This is a genomic window from Cronbergia sp. UHCC 0137 (assembly GCF_034932285.1).
Lineage (GTDB): Bacteria > Cyanobacteriota > Cyanobacteriia > Cyanobacteriales > Nostocaceae > Cronbergia.
In genome coordinates this window covers 1-15,935 of sequence record NZ_JAYGHC010000013.1, presented here as the reverse complement: position 1 = coordinate 15,935, position 15,935 = coordinate 1, and the positions used below count along the sequence as shown (strand labels likewise).

The following is a 15,935-nucleotide window of genomic DNA, read 5'->3' as shown; positions in this document are numbered from 1 at the left end:
CAGGATCTCAGACTAATAAAAGCTTTTCGAGTTCAATTTGATGATTTCCAGAAAATCTAACTTTTCTCTACTCCTGACTCTTGACTCCTAAATTTTTGCCAAAATGTTTATAATCGTAGTGAAATGAATCTAAATTATATCTAAAATGTCAACAGCTTTAATCACCGGTGCATCGGGTGGAATTGGCAAAGCCTTTGCTGAAAAACTCGCTGCGCGTAAAACTAATCTTGTTTTAGTCGCTCGTTCATCGGAAAAATTGCAGCAATTAGCGACAGAATTACGGCAAAAGTACAAAATTCAAGTAGAGGTTATAGTTAAAGACCTGACAGAAACTAACGCTAGTAATGCTGTATTTGATACCATTAAATCTCAAGAATTAACCATTGATTTATTAATTAATAATGCTGGTTTTGGTGACTATGGTGATTTTGCTGAACGTGACGGAGAAAGACAATTAAATATGATTCAATTAAATATAATGGCCTTAGTAGATTTAACCCATAAATTTCTCCCTCTCATGCGGCAGCGTCGTTCTGGCAGCATTATTAATATATCTTCTATTGCCGGATTTCAACCCATGCCCTATCTTTCAGTTTATGCGGCAACTAAAGCTTTTGTTCTGAGTTTTAGTGAGGCATTATGGGCAGAAAATCGTGATTATGGTGTTCATGTTTTGGTGGTTTGTCCAGGTCCAACGGGAACGGATTTTTTCACCGAGGCTAAATTTCCTCAATCTTTAGCAGGTAGTAATAATAAGATATCGACACCTGAAGAAGTTGTGGATGATGCTTTAAAAGCCTTGGAAAAAGGTGAACCTACGGTAGTTACTGGTGGTTTGGCAAATCAAATTATTGTCAATGCACACAGATTTTTGCCAAGAGAATCTCTGGTGAATTTGGTGGCAAAACAGTTTAAAGGGGTTGGTGATTGGTGATTGGTGATTGGTGATTGGTGATTGGTGATTGGTGATTGGTGATTGGTGATTGGGAAATAGAGGGAATTAATTTTCCCTTTTTTTATTAGACATCTGGTGAAAAAGATCGGTCGATGTCTATTACATATATCTAGTTAGTTGCACCCGGTAGCGGTCTTTTTTTGTGACGGCAATTTCACCAACTTCTAAACGACCTTTACCACGAATTGAGATTAAATCACCTGATTTGAGTTGAGAACTAGCTTGAGTGATATCTTTCCAATTTACCCGCACATCACCAGATTCGATAAAATCTACCATTTTGCTGCGGGACATTCCAAAACCGGCAGAAGCGATCGCATCTAAACGCAATGAAGCTTCGACGGTGGTTAATTCTTTCTTTTTCGGTTCTCTAACCTTTAATTCATTGAGATCAATGCGCTGAGTTTTCACAGGTACAGAACGCACTTGTTGGAGACTCATTTCCAAAAATTCGACCAATTCCGGGACAACGATCGCTTGAGATCCCCTTTCTCCCAAAACAATAATATCTCCCGTTTTTTCCCGAACAATACCCGTTCCCAACATTGCACCTAAAAAGTCCCGGTGAGTTGCGGTGTCAAACAAGAAATTTCCAGCGATTTCTAAAACAGCGATCGCTACTTGAGACTGATCTAATGGTAACTCCGAACGAGCGATCGCTATTCTTTGTCGTTCAGCTTGCGGGTATCCACCCCATGCCACCAAATGCACATCTGTTAATCGACTAAACACCCTCTGAATTTCCGCCAACTCCGGTGGAGACAAAAAATCAGTTAAGACCACCTCCCAGGTCTTAATAGCCTGTTCTGCTTGGTCAATCACACGAGCTACACTATCACGATTTTCAACACCTTTTAACAGTTCTTCTCTAGCCAACATTGTTTAAAATTATTTGAATTGTATTTCGCGCAAAGACGCAAAGAGAATGTGAAAGCAATTTTAATTAGTTTCAGCGTAACCCTGAATATTTTCTGGTTCAAACTGACGTAATATCCTAGTCGCTTGACGAGTCACAGTTTCAGAACCTTGAACCACAATTATGTACTTACCAGCATTCAAGCGATTACGATAGGGTAAAGCATCTCCACCCCCTGTAATTAAACCAACACCACCACCAGCCACCAAACTCCCCAAAGCCCCACTACCAGCACCCAAAAGACCGCCAATTAGGTGATTTCCAATTTCTCCAGCCCAACCAAAGGTATTCAAGCCAGTGCTAAGACTGAAAGCAACACCAGCAAAAAAGCCAAATGGTACAAGCCAGTATGACATAAATGTTGCTTGTTTTTTAGCTTGCTCTTTGGGGTCAATCAAGCCAAATTCATCAGCACTCTTATAACCTCTACCCAAAATTGTACTATTTATACTTTCTCTTTCTAACGCTAGGTAAGCAGACTCAGCTTCTATCCGGTCTGATAATACAGCAATCAAGTAATTCATAATCTAATTCAAATTTTGTCTTAATTAACAGCGTATCATTCAATTAAGCACATCTAAAGGTTGACAAAAATTATCTATCCCTTGTTTGAGGACATAGATTAAAATTGGTGTTGCCAAAATTTTCGGAAAATCGGGCAATTCTTGAAGTTTTGCCATCATTTCTACAATTGAGCCATTCAACAACTCACCTCGATATTCTCGTTGACACAAAACTACACGCCATTTTTTCGCCAAACCATCCAACCAATCAGCATTTGTTTGTCCTGGTTCTTGTCCTGCTCGAATAGCTAAGGTCATGGCTGCATCTTCTAAGTCTCCCTCACAATCCTCTATCAAGTCTAATACTTCCATTGCTTGAGAGTCATCTACCAATTGAGAGCGTAACTGTGCAATTTCTTTTGATGTTACTTTAGTCATGAGTTTTTGTCTAGTTTATTAGTGAAAAAGAACCCCACCCCCAACCCCCTCCCCGCAAGCGAGGAGGGGGCTATGATGTATTTTACTAAAAACCGCTATAAATTCCTTTGAAATATATTTGAGAAGATGATAGTGATAATTTGCGTTTTTACATTCATTTTCATTGGTGTCAGCTTAGGCTCTAATTCTTTTCCCACAGTCGTTTTATACTTCTCAAGGTTACAATTTGAGCTTTTGCCTAAAGGGGAGATATTGATGTAAAAACGCAAGTTATAGACTTCTCAAGTATACCCCTCCTCTCTTGAGGGCTACCGTGTACACACAAGTCTTATCAAGATTAAATCGGCGGTTAGAAACCGCAACTACACAGGCAAAACCCACCTCCGTGGGTTAAAAATAAGTAGTTTTTCTTCAGTCCACGCAGGTGGACTTTGTTTGTGTAGCCGTGATTTCTAATCGCCAGGGCTTGTTTTGGGTAATCAGATCACTTGTGTGTACACCGTAGCTCTCTTGAGGGGAGGGGAGATTTTGATTTATCAAAATCGGGGTGGGGTTCTTCTGGATTGTTTGGTAATTGAATAAGTTTGATCTAACGACATTATTAAAGTTTTACGTCAAGTTGACAATCATCATTAATTAAAGTCTGAAACAAGCTATTTTAGTAAAATTCTAAAATCATCAAATCCTTATAAATTCGTGATTCAGACATCAGGAAACCAATCTTGATCTAAAGCTTGAGAAAGACTAATTTGCGCTTCAGGGGGAAGTTTAAATAGTTTAGACACCGATTTGATGGCGACGGGATAGACTTTTTCATACATAGTTTCCAGTTGAGAACACAGACTAGGACTATCTTCTAGGCGTGTTTGAATTTGAGAGCGAAAGTTAACAATTTCTGAAGCCCAGTGATTACCGGATCTCGGTTTTTCAACTTCCCAATAGGACAATTTAAGGAGATGTTCTAGCAGACGGGTTAAAAGACTACTCAAGGCGCGTTTGTCGTTTTTCCCCATGCTTTCTATTTCTTCAATTAAATTATCCCAATCTATTTCTTGGAAATTTCGGTTTCGGAGTTGTTGCACGGTTTCTTCTATCCATTGGTTATAGTCACTTTCATACAGAGTTTGTGTCATAGGGAAAAGGGAACGGGGAACGGGGAACAGGGAAACGATCGCAAAAAAAACCTCACTTACCTTAATTATAGGCAAATGAAGTTATTTAGACTTTATTCAGCAGAAATTTACTTATTCAAAGCCCTAAAAGTTACGGATCTTTGTAATTGAGTTAAAGCACGGTTGTAATCCAAAATAGCTGTAATGCGATTACCTTCGGCTCTTGTCAGGTCGTTTTCTGAGTTAATGACATCAGTTTGAGTACCGACACCGGCTTGGAATCGCAAACGCGCTAAACGTAAAGACTCTTTAGCTTGTTCTAAAGCAGCATTAGCGGTTTGCACATTTTTTAAATTAGATTCCTGGCTTGAGTATGCCTCTTCCACCTGAAAACGAACTTGGTTGCGCTGTTCAGAAAATTGGGTTTGAGCGATCGCTATATTAGCTTTAGCCTGAGCCGCCCTTGCCCTTGCTGCGCCCCCATCATATAAATTTAGGGTTGCTCGCACTCCCACAGAATAACCATCGCTGACATTGGTATTATCATCGAATCGATCCAGCAAGTCATATCTAGCAACTAAACTAACTTGTGGACCCAAAGATGCTAAGGCCTGTCTCCGTTGTGCTTCACTAATAAGCCCTTGAGCTAACTGCTGTTGCAACTCTGGACGGTTTTGATAAGCCAAAATAATGCTTTCTTCCAGCGTCCGGTTCCACAGATCCGCTAACTGTACAGGATCAGCGGCACTGATATTTACCGATTGGGGGGTATTTAACCGAATGGCTAACCGACGACGGGCGACTTGTTGCTGGGAGAGGGCGCTGGTGAGATCCTGCTGGGCATTAGCTAAGTTTACTTGCGATCGCAACACATCAAACCTCGTCCCCACCCCAGCCCGTTCTAAGGCCTGAGCATCTCGCAAACTAGCCTCAGAGTTTTGTACTGCCGACTGAGTAATCCGTACCCGTTCATCTGCTTGTTGCAAATCGTAGTAAGCTGTAGAAACATTCAGTCGAATTTCTTCCGATTGGCGCTCCACATCCAACTGCTGAATACGGACTCTTTCTTCATTCTCCTTCACAGTTGCTCGTCGTCTACCGGAGGTATAAAGATCGTAAGTCAGTTGGGCTGAACCACTAAAATCAGTATTATTAGGTGCTTCACCCACAGTCGGATCTGTTTGTCTTGCTTGGTCAAACTGTAGAGAACTGCCAACACTGCGACTATTTGTGATGTCCGTACTTAACCCCAAAGTCGGAAGCCATGCCGCTTCTGCCTCCCTTAGAGCCGCTCTACTGCGTTCCAACTGCAAGATCGACACCTGTAAATCATTATTATTCCGCTTGGCCAATTCCAGAGCTTGTTCCAAAGTAATTGGCTGATTTTCCCCAAGCGTCACTTCCTCTGGTTTGCTAGGGAATAGCAACGGGTCGGGATTAGGATTCAGGTTTTCAGGAATTGCTACTGTACCCCTAGTGTCCTCAATAATTGTTTCTTCAACAACTGTTTCTTCAACAATAGTCGGCACAGGAGCAACTGTTTCCTCAACCGCACTAGGCACAGGAATTGTCTGTTCAACAACTGTTTCCTCAACAATAGTAGGCACAGGAGCAACTGTTTCCTCAGCCACACTAGGTAGATTAGCTTGAGCTACCAACTTTAGAGAGGCATTTTTTTGTAAACACCGACTTGGAGTTAAAAGTAAGGCAGCTTGGCTGTTTTTATCTACCTGTGGACACTGTTGCGACTCTAGAAAATTTGCTTCTTGGACTCCAGCGACGGAAATTTGTAACCCTGTATTTGGTCTTTTTTGTCCAAAAATACTAATAAAATTAGCTTCAGCAAGACTGCCATCGCTCAAAGGTTGAACACCAAGTTGAGTTAAATTAGCAGTGGGTAATAAAGCTTGATAACTATTAACCGTACTCTGGGACAGTTGTTTATCTGTCATATCCTTGGTGTCTAAGGCTCTACCAGGAGTAGAAATTAACACATTAGGAGAAGACAAAGGCTGTACCCCATTTATTTTCACCACTCCAGCCCAAGTAGGCTGAGTCGTTAACACTGCTGCTGTTACACCTGGTAACAAACTATGGAATAATTGCTGTCCTTTCACCGCATCCCCTCACACGAAATTCAATTTAGCGGCAGAAAACCTGTCTTCACCACAGAATATAACACGTTAGCGACATACTCCACACTCACCCTTTCAGGTGAATGAGAGGCTTCTTTTTGTTTTAGCTAAACTTAAAAGAAAAGATAGCGCGACAACAAATTTAAAAATCGGGACTCTGTTTGTCTTCAAAACGTTTGACAATACGAGAAAGCTCCGCCTTTTCATCTATAGTAACCCGATTAGGCGCTCCACTGACAATCCTTTCGTAATTACGGAAAGAATCTTTAATATCTGGACCGTCTGCTGTAATATTGTACTCGCGGATGCCCTTGTCATGCCAAGATCCCCGCATTTTAAAGACGTTGATTGCCCTGGACATTTCCCCACGAATTTCCACGTACTGCAACATCAAAATTGTGTCTGTGATCGTGGAAATGTGAGAATCTGTAATGGAATGTGAACCCATGAATTGGTCGGTTGTGTTGGTAAAGAACCCTGTGATTTCTTCTTGTTTGGCATAACCTGTCACCCCAATCACAAATTGCCGAAAGGCGTTGTTACTAACCCCTCTAGCCATAGCAGAAAGGGAATCAATAGCAATGCGGGCAGGTTTAAACTCAGCAATTTCTGATTTAATAATTTGCAAATGATCTTCTAAACCAGTGGATTCGGGATAGGTACAAATTATTTTTAGTAAGCCTTGGTATTCTAATTCCTCAAAATCAATACCCCAAGAATAAGCGTTGCGAGACAGTTGAGCGCGAGATTCTTCATAAGCAAATAATATAGCTCGTTCACCACTCACACAGCCATCTTGCAAAAATTTGCTTACCAATAATGTTTTACCAGTTCCCGTTGCTCCCGTCGCCAAAATAATAGAATCTTTAAAGAAGCCGCCACCGCACATCTCATCTAAGATTTTCACCCCAGAAGATACTCGGACATTAGAAGATCGTTGGGTTAAACGCATTGCTCCCAAGGGGAAAATGTTCACCCCTGCATTAGTGATAGTAAACGGATATTCACCTTTCATGTGAGTTGTTCCGCGCAATTTGAGAATTTCAATTGTCCGACGACGACGTTCTCCTTCTAATACATTCCGCACGATTACCACATTATCAGAAACAAATTCTTCCACGCCAAAGGAGGCCACTGCTCCATATTCTTCACTGCGTTCTGTGGTGATGATGGTTGTGACATTCAAAAGTTTAAGTCTTGCTACTAAGCGAAATATCTCTCTTCGCACTACTCCCATTGCTTCATACTGCTGAAATACTGCCGTAATTGAGTCAATGGAAACTCGTTTGGCCTTGTATTTACGAATAGCATATTGTAATCGCTCAATCAAGGCTGAAAGATCAAAATTACCTACAATATCCTGTCCTTCTGGATCTGGGGAGGCATCGAGAATAAAAAGTTTTCCTTCTTCAATTAGCTTTTGTAAATTCCAGCCAAAAATATGGGCATTTTTAATAATATCACTGGGCGATTCCTCAAAGGTAACAAATACCCCTGGCTCGTCTAAATAAGTGATACCGTTGTAGAGAAATTGGAGAGAGAATAGGGTTTTACCTGTGCCAGATGTACCACTGACTAAGGTAGTTCTATGGACAGGTAAGCCGCCATGACTAATATCATCAAAACCTTCGATCATTGTGCAAATTTTTTCTACACCGACCATAGGTATAGTTTGTTTTTCCTGTGGTGCTTTTTCACTCATTGTTTGTCACATATTTGGGTCTTGAACCCGATTTTTTAAAATAGTTCATAGGAAACAGAAAATAGAGCCAAGGTAAACAATTAAGAATTTTGGATTTTGGATGGTATTTAATTAAGTCCAATCTAAAATATAAAATTTCTCCTCTATGTTGCCATTTTTCCTGCTGATTCCTATCTCCTGCTGTCTCAGTCAGCTTGTTTTTCCCAATCTTCTTCGATTAGTTCTTCATACAATAAGTCTAATCCGATTAATACTCTTTCTCTATCTGAAAGATCACCGATGATTTTGCGGACGGGTGGGGGCAAAATTTTCGATAATGTAGGTGTGGCTAATATCTTATCTTCTTCGGCAAGTTGTGGATTTTTCAGGACATCAATCACTTTCAAAGCATAAATACCTTGAAATTCCTGTTCTAAGATATTTTTCAGGGTTTTTAGGGCGCGGACGGAGTTGGGTGTGTTCCCTGCTACATAAAGCTTGAGAACATAGGTTTTTCTAGCTTGATTCATACATATAAAATACAACTAAACTACAGGCTATTACCCCAGGGCGGAAGTCAAAGGTCAAAAGTCAGAATGAATAGGGTGTGAGATTTTTGGAGATTGGCAATGATTGGTTTATTCAAGTAATCAATTTAGCTGATTTTAGCCATTGAACGCCTATAAACTTCACACAAATTTGCTAAGATATCGATCAATGTCAGACGGTAATCTAGTAAGGTTTCATTACTCCTTCCTTCTAATTTTAGTTGTGTAGAAAATTCGTCAATTACTTCCATGTGGATTTCTATGATTGTTGGGACAGGAACACTGGCATAAAATAAGGTGTTGATAAAGTTATCAATTTTTATTTTCAATGTTTTATCTGTGATAAAGTAGTTTATAAGGATTTGCCGATATTCGGATTTGATTTGTTCTAAAATTTCCTGCTGATCGGCTGGATTCATTTGCTGAAACTGCTGCTGGTTTTTGGGTTTGTGGCAGGCAAATAGGTTGCTATTCTGAAGTTCGAGGGTAGATTTGGGTATGTTATGGGTTGTTATAGGGATAGGGTGAATAAGCTGTAAACAAAACAATTGGGCAATAATGCTATCAGCAAGATTGTGAATTTGTGTAAATAAACTTCTTGCGTTACTCAATTTACCAGATTTGTCTAAGTATTTCTCAATATTTGCTGGCAGAATCAATAAAGGTATTAACATCTACTTTTTATATATCTCCTCGATCGCCATGACCAAGATTTAAGGGTTGATAGGTGTGGAAAAAAGATTTTTGCTAAAGATTGGTTAATTGAGGTGTTGTGTCAAGTATTTAATCAAAACCTGACATTGATGATGGGGATGGGTGATTAGTTAAAGTTTTTGCCTTTCCCTGTCCCCTGCCTACCTGTAAACATATATGTCTAAATAGGGATTACTATATTTCACTCCTTGATAAGATACTTAAACGAACTTAACGTATTTTCGCATTCTAAATCATTATAATTCCTCAAGGTTCTAAAGCGAATCTTTAGAGCCATAATTGTTTTAGCTGTAACTATCAACGAGGAGTTTCAATACCAGAAGGATACTGGTGAAGATGGTGGCTCGTCCAAAAGAGTGTTACTGCTGTAGAAGTTGAGCCTAGCTGATTGTTGAGATGGCGTTTAAATTGTCACTAGAATCGCTGATTTGAATCTTCTGAGAGGATCTTGCTTCAGGCGTGAAGACCATCAGTAATTTGGCCGATGGTGATGCCAGAGGTAACCACAAGAAGAAAAACCCCCAAAGCCTTATGTCAATGCTACAGTACCCGCTTTATGACTTTCTAGCAACCGTACCCAGCTGCGTAGAAACAAGTACTCTGGCAGAGGTGCTGGAGATTTTTGAGCAAGAGCAGTGCGATCGCTTGGTAGTGGTGAATCAACAGCAATTCCCTCTAGGATTGTTGCACTCTGCCCGTTTAATCCCTAAATTATTGTCAGCAGCAGGTGGCAGTAGTTATTTAAATTTCCATCAGTCCCTCTCTACCATGGCAGCGATTTTTGAGCCGATACAGACTATTTTAGCGTCTGAGCGGCTAGAAAAATTTAGCTGGTTATTGCGTTATCAAGAAGCCAAAAAGCAGCAAATTTCCGAATGGATACTGATTGACTCAGATGGTAAATATCTGGGCTTGTTAGATAGTGTACGATTGTTGCAGTTTTTGGCTAAAAACCATGATGGTGGGGTGAAAACTCACTCCCCGGTACAGATGCCTTATGAACATCAACGAATGCTCCATAAGCCTTTAGTACAGTTATTAGCAAGGCTGCCCTGGCCTTTAATGTTACAAACAGGTGCTGGCAAAGTTGTTACCCAAAATCCCGCATGGTGGGAACAATTGGGTATTTTGAAAGATCCAGAAGGAGTCAGGCAACAGGTAGAATCTATACTAGCCCCTGCCCGCACCCAAGAGCCGGAATACTCTCATCATCAAATTAAGGTTCATCCCAATGGGAGAGGAACTAAGGACGCTAGAGAAAATTCTTCTCCAGGAATGAAACTATTTTCAGCGAATAATAGTCCTAATTTGTCAGGACAGAATCATCCTCAGATAGGGAAACATATATCAATTATTCAAGAGCCGTCAGTATCTAGCAAAAATTCAGCTAATCACTGCTTTTTGGACACGCAAATGGGTACTTGTACCTGTGTAGTAGAAATACAAAATGGTCAAGAACGAATTTGGCAGTTTGCTAAAATTCCTTTAGATAGTGCTGAGTTCAAGGTTTTAAGTTCTAATGCGGAAGTAACTCTCAACCGGACTGATGATTTGTGGTTAGTATTGGCAACGGATGTAACCGAACAGCAACAATTATGTAAAGAACTGGCTGCTAAAAATGCTGATTTAATTCAACTAAATAGATTGAAGGATGAATTTTTAGCTTGTATTAGTCATGAACTCAAGACACCTCTGACGGCGGTTTTAGGGTTGTCTAGGTTACTAATTGATCAACAGTTAGGAAAATTGAATGAACGTCAAGCTCGTTATGCAGGGCTGATTCACCAAAGTGGTAGACACTTGATGAGTGTGGTGAATGATATTTTAGATTTGACCCGGATGGAAACTGGACAGATGGAATTGGCTTTAACTCCAGTGACCATTGAAACTGTGTGCGATCGCGCTCTTACGGAAGTAAAAAATCTCCATAGTCAAAACAGTAAAACCACTCATCCCTCACTGGCTCAAACTACACGCTCACCCAATCACCAATTTAGTCTCTACATTGAACCAGGTTTAGACCAAATTGTGGCCGACGAATTACGCTTACGGCAAATGCTGGTACACTTACTTTCCAATGCCTTTAAATTCACTGAAGTTTCCGGGGAAATTGGGCTGAGAGTTAATCGTTGGGAAGGGTGGATTGCTTTTACCGTCTGGGACACAGGTATTGGCATTCCTGAACATCAACAACATTTAATATTTCAAAAATTTCAACAATTAGAAAATCCCCTCACCCGTCAATTTGAAGGCACCGGTTTAGGGTTAGTTTTAACTAGGGCTTTAGCGCGTCTTCATGGTGGAGATGTTAGTTTTTTATCTCGTGAAGGCAAAGGTAGTCAGTTTACACTGTTGTTACCTCCCAGTCCCCCCAAAACTAGCTTTACTGAATCTGAAGGAATTATCACAGATTCACAACAACATCAACCTATTTTTTCCCAACAATTAGTATTAGTAGTTGAGGCAGTAGCCCGATATATTGAAGATATAACTGAACATCTCAAGGGTTTAGGTTATCGGGTGATTATTGCCCGTTCGGGAACAGAAGCCCTAGAAAAAGCCCGCCGCTTGCAACCAAAGGTGATTTTCTTAAATCCGCTATTACCTTTATTGTCAGGTTGGGATGTGCTAACTTTACTTAAATCTGATGCGGCCAGTCGTCACATTCCTGTAATTATCACAGCTACCGCAGCCGAGAAAGAACACGCTTCTGCTAACAGGGCTGATGGTTTTTTAAGTTTACCAGTGGAACAACCAGTATTAGCACCACTTTTAGAAAGATTATGTACTTCCCCAGAAAATCAGCAGCTAGGGTCAGAAAATAACGAAGTTAACCAAAATAAAACTCCTTTACGGATTCTCAGGTTGGTGAATCCAGAGTTAGAATCAATCAATCTTCATCCCTCACTCAAAGAACATCGGGTGATTGAAGTCGATGATTTAGATCAAGCTGAACTTTTGGCGCGGGTGTGGCAGTTTGATGTGATTTTGCTTGATGTGGAAAGTTATACTGCTCAAACTTATTTACAAAAGTTGATTCAGCACCCCCGATTGGCTGCCCTCCCCTTGGTAACTTGTGATGTAGCGACTACCTTGGCAGCTTCGCAAATACCAGGATTATGTGTATTTCCTTGTTTAACTCCATTTAATCAAGAAAAGGGTGGTCATAAAGTCAAGACAGATACTTTATTGTCAGTGCTGCAAATTGCCTCTGGTGTTTTTTGCCCTCCCAATATTGTAGTCGTAGATGTAACCATGCTGCGTGATTTGCCCCAAGTTAGGCGCAAGCAGGCAAAAAATTATAAATTAGAAAAAAATGCCTCTTTGAATGATAAAGACGAGAAAGAAAATACTAGCCGCACTGAACGGGGTTCTGAGTGGTTTCAAGCTTTAATTCAGTATTTACAAACTGCTGGCTTTAAAGCGGCTATAGGTAACTGTTGGGGAGAAGTGCTACAACAAATTCGCCATCGCAGCGTTGATTTACTGTTAATTTATCTGAGTGAGTCTTCTATGCACAAAGATGTCCAGAAAGCACTCAAATCTTTAGGAGATCTATCTTTTAATTTGCCACCTATTTTGATTCTTGACCAAAGGTTAAGTCAGGTTAATTACGTTGAAAATGGTTCTGATGAAATTACAACTGTTTTGACTACGTTATCTGCCAAGGTATTACCTCGTTCTATTTCTATGGAAGATTTGTTGAATCAGATTAATCAAGCTTTGGTAAGTGCTAAAAGGAAAAAAAGTTAATTGAAGTGTATTCTGTTATTAAAAAAACAATGAACTTATCATTAAAGAAATATTCTGGATTGGGAATTATAAGTTTAGTGTTACTGGTTGTAAATATGAAACCAGCAAATTCTAGCTTATCCCCATTACTATTAGGTAAGTCAACTCAATTAAATTTAAAATCTCTGTCTATTCCCTTACAGGAAGAAGAGAAACTGACTATTTCCCGGCAATGGATTTTAGCACAATCTAACCGTCAAACTGCTACAGAGTCGTTAAATAAGGGTCTACAGGCTATTCAAGGGGGGAAAGTCCAAGAAGCGATCGCTGCTTTTCGTCAAGCCACACAGCTAGATCCTACCTTAGCACCAGCATACTATAATTTAGGTTTGGCGCTGCGACAAGCGGGACAGGTACAACCTGCGGCCGATGCTTTTTATCAAGCTACCCAAGCCGATGCCCAATTTGCGCCAGCGTTTGCTAATTTAGGTGGTGCGTTATTAGAAGGCAATAATTTAAAGTTAGCGACGGATTACTTGCAACGGGCTATACAACTAGAGCCTAGCTTGGGTTTTGCCCATTATAACTTAGGATTGGTCAAAGCACAACAACAAGATTGGGAGAGTGCGATCGCTGCTTTCACAAAAGCGATCGCATATAGTCCAAATGCCCCCGAACCACCTTATCATCTAGGTTTATCTTACCTTAAACAAGGAAAAATTGAAGACGCAATAAAGGCATTTCAACAAGCAATTAAAGTCAATCCTAAATATGCAGAAGCACACTATAACCTTGGCTCAATTTTGTTTGGACAAAGCAAATTTGCCGAGGCATTAGCAGCTTTTAGAAAATCAGCCGATGCAAATTCTAAATATGCTGATCCCTATTATGGGGCAGGGTTAGCACTCCTACAATTAAAGCAATATTCAGAAGCATTAAAAGTATTTGAATATGCTAAAAATTTATATAAAACTCAAGGGAACTCCCAGTGGGAAAAAAATACTGAACAATTGTTATTGAGAACACAGAATTTAAATGATCAACCCCGATAAGGTGCAAAAAATTAATATCGCGCAACAATAGAATTATTAACCTATGGAATGTCAAGGTAAATGCAAAAACGCTTCAAAAGTCGATTCTTGTTTTGCGATCGCTGGCTTGACAGACAAAAAATTGTTCGTAACATGGAGGCTTTCCAAGACCTGATTGTGATTGTCCTGTGTTTAGCATTATTTACTGTCATGCTGATACAGTTGTGGGGGATATTTATATCTATTACCCAAGCACTCGACTATAAACAAGTGACAGCAAAAATGCTGTTTGTATTGATTTTGGTTGAGTTATTTCGACTACTCATAGTTTATTTGCAAGAACATAGTATTGCTGTAGGAGTAGCAGTTGAAGTAGCGATTGTATCCGTCCTCAGAGAAGTAGTGGTATATGGTGCCATAGAAATTTCCGGGGTGCAGACAGCCGCAATTTGTGGTTTATTATTTATTTTGGGAGGGCTATTAATTGTTTGTGCTAAAACACCACACATGGACTGCATTAGTGCTAACACCAAACTTTGTCCCATTGTTAATAAAGGACTGAAAGAAGAACAAAATCAAGTAGATTTTCGGTATTCACGAAGCCGTGAAGAAGATCAACTCCTACCATAGAATACTTTCAGCTTTTTCCATGCAATAATTAGTGTGTATGGGTATGGGTAAACTTCGTTCAGAATAGACATCTTAGAATAATCTAAAAATTAAGAATGTCATTCTGAGCGAAACCTTTCGCTTTTTAGTTTTAGCATTGGTTTTATTATATATTAGGTAAGCGATCGCGCCTAAACCCAATAAATATTGCTTTAACAAAACATCAGGGAAAACAAGAGATGAATGCAAATCAATACCAGATTAAAAATGTTTTAGCAGCCCGTTCTCGTTTAGGAGAAGGCCCTGTTTGGGACTCAACGCACCAACTTCTTTATTGGGTTGATATTTATAACCATAGGGTAAATCAATTTAATCCTGCAACTGGACAGAACTTGTTTTTTAATGTAGGAGACGTAGTAGGTTCAATTGCTTTGGCAGGTACAGATAGATTGATTATGGCACAACGGGATGGATTGACGTTTTTGAATCTTCAAACGGGTGAAGTAAGTCCGATCATTCCAGTTGAAGCAAATATGCCAGATAATCGCTTTAATGATGGTAAATGTGATCCCCAAGGCCGCTTCTGGTTTGGTTCTATGTCTGCTGGTAAAAATCAGGCCAGCCTTTATCGCTATGATCTTGATGGTTCATTGGATAAAATGGAGACAGGATTAACTATTTCCAATGGTTTGGGTTGGAGTCCAGACGAAAGGACTTTTTATTTAACTGATTCTCCCCAGCAAAAAATATATGCTTATAAATTTGATCCCTTGACAGGTAATATTAGCGATCGCCGTACTTTTGTAGATTTAACAAATGAGTCTTTTTATCCTGATGGGCTAACAGTAGATAGTCAAGGAAATATATGGTCTGCGATGTGGGATGGTTGGTGCGTGATTTGTTTTAATCCCCAGGGTAAAGAAACTTTGCGGATAAATTTACCTGTCCAGCGTCCGACAAGTTGCACTTTTGGAGGTAAGGATTTGCAAACACTTTATATTACCACTGCTTCAATTGGTTTAAGTGAAAAGGAAATTCAAAAGAGTTTCTACTCTGGTGATTTATTTGCTGTTCTAACAGATATAACTGGACTGCCTACTTATAATTATAGAAATTTTGTTGCATAAGGGGTCAAAGTATCCGCCACATCTTTTAAATCATAAAAACCAGGTTCAAACAATAAACAAATATCTAACAAAATATCCAAATCATGGTTTTTTTTGACTACTCGCTCTTGATATGTCAAATAAGCCTTTAATGCTTTTTCCGCAGCCTGTTGACAATGGTAAACAACAGCATCCAACAGAGATTCTTCATGATTAAGCAACACATACGCAGCTTTTAAATCTCGCTGACTCTTGATTAACCACTGCCTAGTTTCTGCAAATTTTGCGTTATCCATACAGGAGTTTACATTGACGAATTATTTGATTGACTAGTGAGTTGGTTACATTATCCTTGAGTTCAACTTCTGAGCGGGTCATCACCAGAATATCTTTTGGGATACCAATACCACGCAAAGCTTTATATGCCTGACGCGATCGCCTAACCGCTGCTAAAA

At 39.8% G+C, this 15,935-nt stretch carries 14 protein-coding genes; 5 read left to right on the top strand and 9 right to left on the bottom strand.

What is annotated here, in order from left to right; translation table 11 throughout:
• Window positions 1-145: 145 nt before the first annotated feature.
• Entirely contained in the window at window positions 146-934 is a 789-nt protein-coding gene (locus VB711_RS08325) for an SDR family oxidoreductase (protein ID WP_323285402.1), read from the top strand.
• Between the two features lie 120 nt (window positions 935-1,054).
• Here the strand turns inward: VB711_RS08325 and VB711_RS08320 are convergent, their stop codons facing one another.
• The 8 genes from VB711_RS08320 to VB711_RS08285 all read right to left on the bottom strand — a co-directional run bounded on the left by VB711_RS08320 (window position 1,055) and on the right by VB711_RS08285 (window position 8,962).
• Entirely contained in the window at window positions 1,055-1,834 is a 780-nt protein-coding gene (locus VB711_RS08320) for a photosystem II S4 domain protein (RefSeq protein ID WP_323285401.1), read from the bottom strand.
• Window positions 1,835-1,894: 60 nt separating this feature from the next.
• Entirely contained in the window at window positions 1,895-2,395 is a 501-nt protein-coding gene (locus VB711_RS08315; protein ID WP_323285400.1) for a hypothetical protein, read from the bottom strand.
• A 39-nt stretch (window positions 2,396-2,434) separates the two neighbouring features.
• Complete coding sequence (locus VB711_RS08310; RefSeq protein ID WP_323285399.1) at window positions 2,435-2,812, bottom strand: hypothetical protein; 378 nt, start codon at window positions 2,810-2,812, stop codon at window positions 2,435-2,437.
• 701 nt (window positions 2,813-3,513) lie between these two features.
• The gene (locus tag VB711_RS08305) at window positions 3,514-3,945 is read right to left on the bottom strand and encodes a DUF29 domain-containing protein (protein WP_323285398.1); all 432 of its coding nucleotides are present in this window, start codon (window positions 3,943-3,945) and stop codon (window positions 3,514-3,516) included.
• A 107-nt stretch (window positions 3,946-4,052) separates the two neighbouring features.
• Window positions 4,053-6,041, bottom strand: coding sequence for a TolC family protein (locus VB711_RS08300; RefSeq protein WP_323285397.1), 1,989 nt, complete (start codon window positions 6,039-6,041; stop codon window positions 4,053-4,055).
• Between the two features lie 160 nt (window positions 6,042-6,201).
• Entirely contained in the window at window positions 6,202-7,761 is a 1,560-nt protein-coding gene (kaiC, locus tag VB711_RS08295) for a circadian clock protein KaiC (RefSeq protein WP_323285396.1), read from the bottom strand.
• 185 nt (window positions 7,762-7,946) lie between these two features.
• Window positions 7,947-8,270 carry a circadian clock protein KaiB gene (kaiB, locus tag VB711_RS08290; protein WP_323285395.1) on the bottom strand — a complete coding sequence of 108 codons (324 nt, stop codon included), beginning with the start codon at window positions 8,268-8,270 and terminating at the stop codon, window positions 7,947-7,949.
• 125 nt (window positions 8,271-8,395) lie between these two features.
• Window positions 8,396-8,962, bottom strand: a complete 567-nt coding sequence (locus tag VB711_RS08285) for a KaiA family protein (RefSeq protein ID WP_323285394.1) — start codon at window positions 8,960-8,962, stop codon at window positions 8,396-8,398.
• 571 nt (window positions 8,963-9,533) lie between these two features.
• Here VB711_RS08285 and VB711_RS08280 point away from each other — a divergent pair.
• The 4 genes from VB711_RS08280 (at window position 9,534) to VB711_RS08265 (ending at window position 15,501) form a co-directional block, all read left to right on the top strand.
• Entirely contained in the window at window positions 9,534-12,755 is a 3,222-nt protein-coding gene (locus VB711_RS08280; RefSeq protein ID WP_323285497.1) for an ATP-binding protein, read from the top strand.
• A gap of 29 nt (window positions 12,756-12,784) precedes the next feature.
• Entirely contained in the window at window positions 12,785-13,786 is a 1,002-nt protein-coding gene (locus VB711_RS08275) for a tetratricopeptide repeat protein (RefSeq protein ID WP_323285393.1), read from the top strand.
• 60 nt (window positions 13,787-13,846) lie between these two features.
• The gene (locus VB711_RS08270) at window positions 13,847-14,395 is read left to right on the top strand and encodes a phosphate-starvation-inducible PsiE family protein (protein WP_323285392.1); all 549 of its coding nucleotides are present in this window, start codon (window positions 13,847-13,849) and stop codon (window positions 14,393-14,395) included.
• A 218-nt stretch (window positions 14,396-14,613) separates the two neighbouring features.
• A complete protein-coding gene (locus VB711_RS08265) occupies window positions 14,614-15,501 on the top strand; it encodes an SMP-30/gluconolactonase/LRE family protein (RefSeq protein ID WP_323285391.1) in 888 nt (295 codons plus the stop codon).
• On the opposite strand, the gene VB711_RS08260 is transcribed toward VB711_RS08265, so the two are convergent.
• A complete protein-coding gene (locus VB711_RS08260; RefSeq protein ID WP_323285390.1) occupies window positions 15,480-15,776 on the bottom strand; it encodes a HEPN domain-containing protein in 297 nt (98 codons plus the stop codon). The two genes, VB711_RS08265 and VB711_RS08260, sit on opposite strands and share 22 nt — an antisense overlap.
• Window positions 15,777-15,935 lie beyond the last annotated feature (159 nt).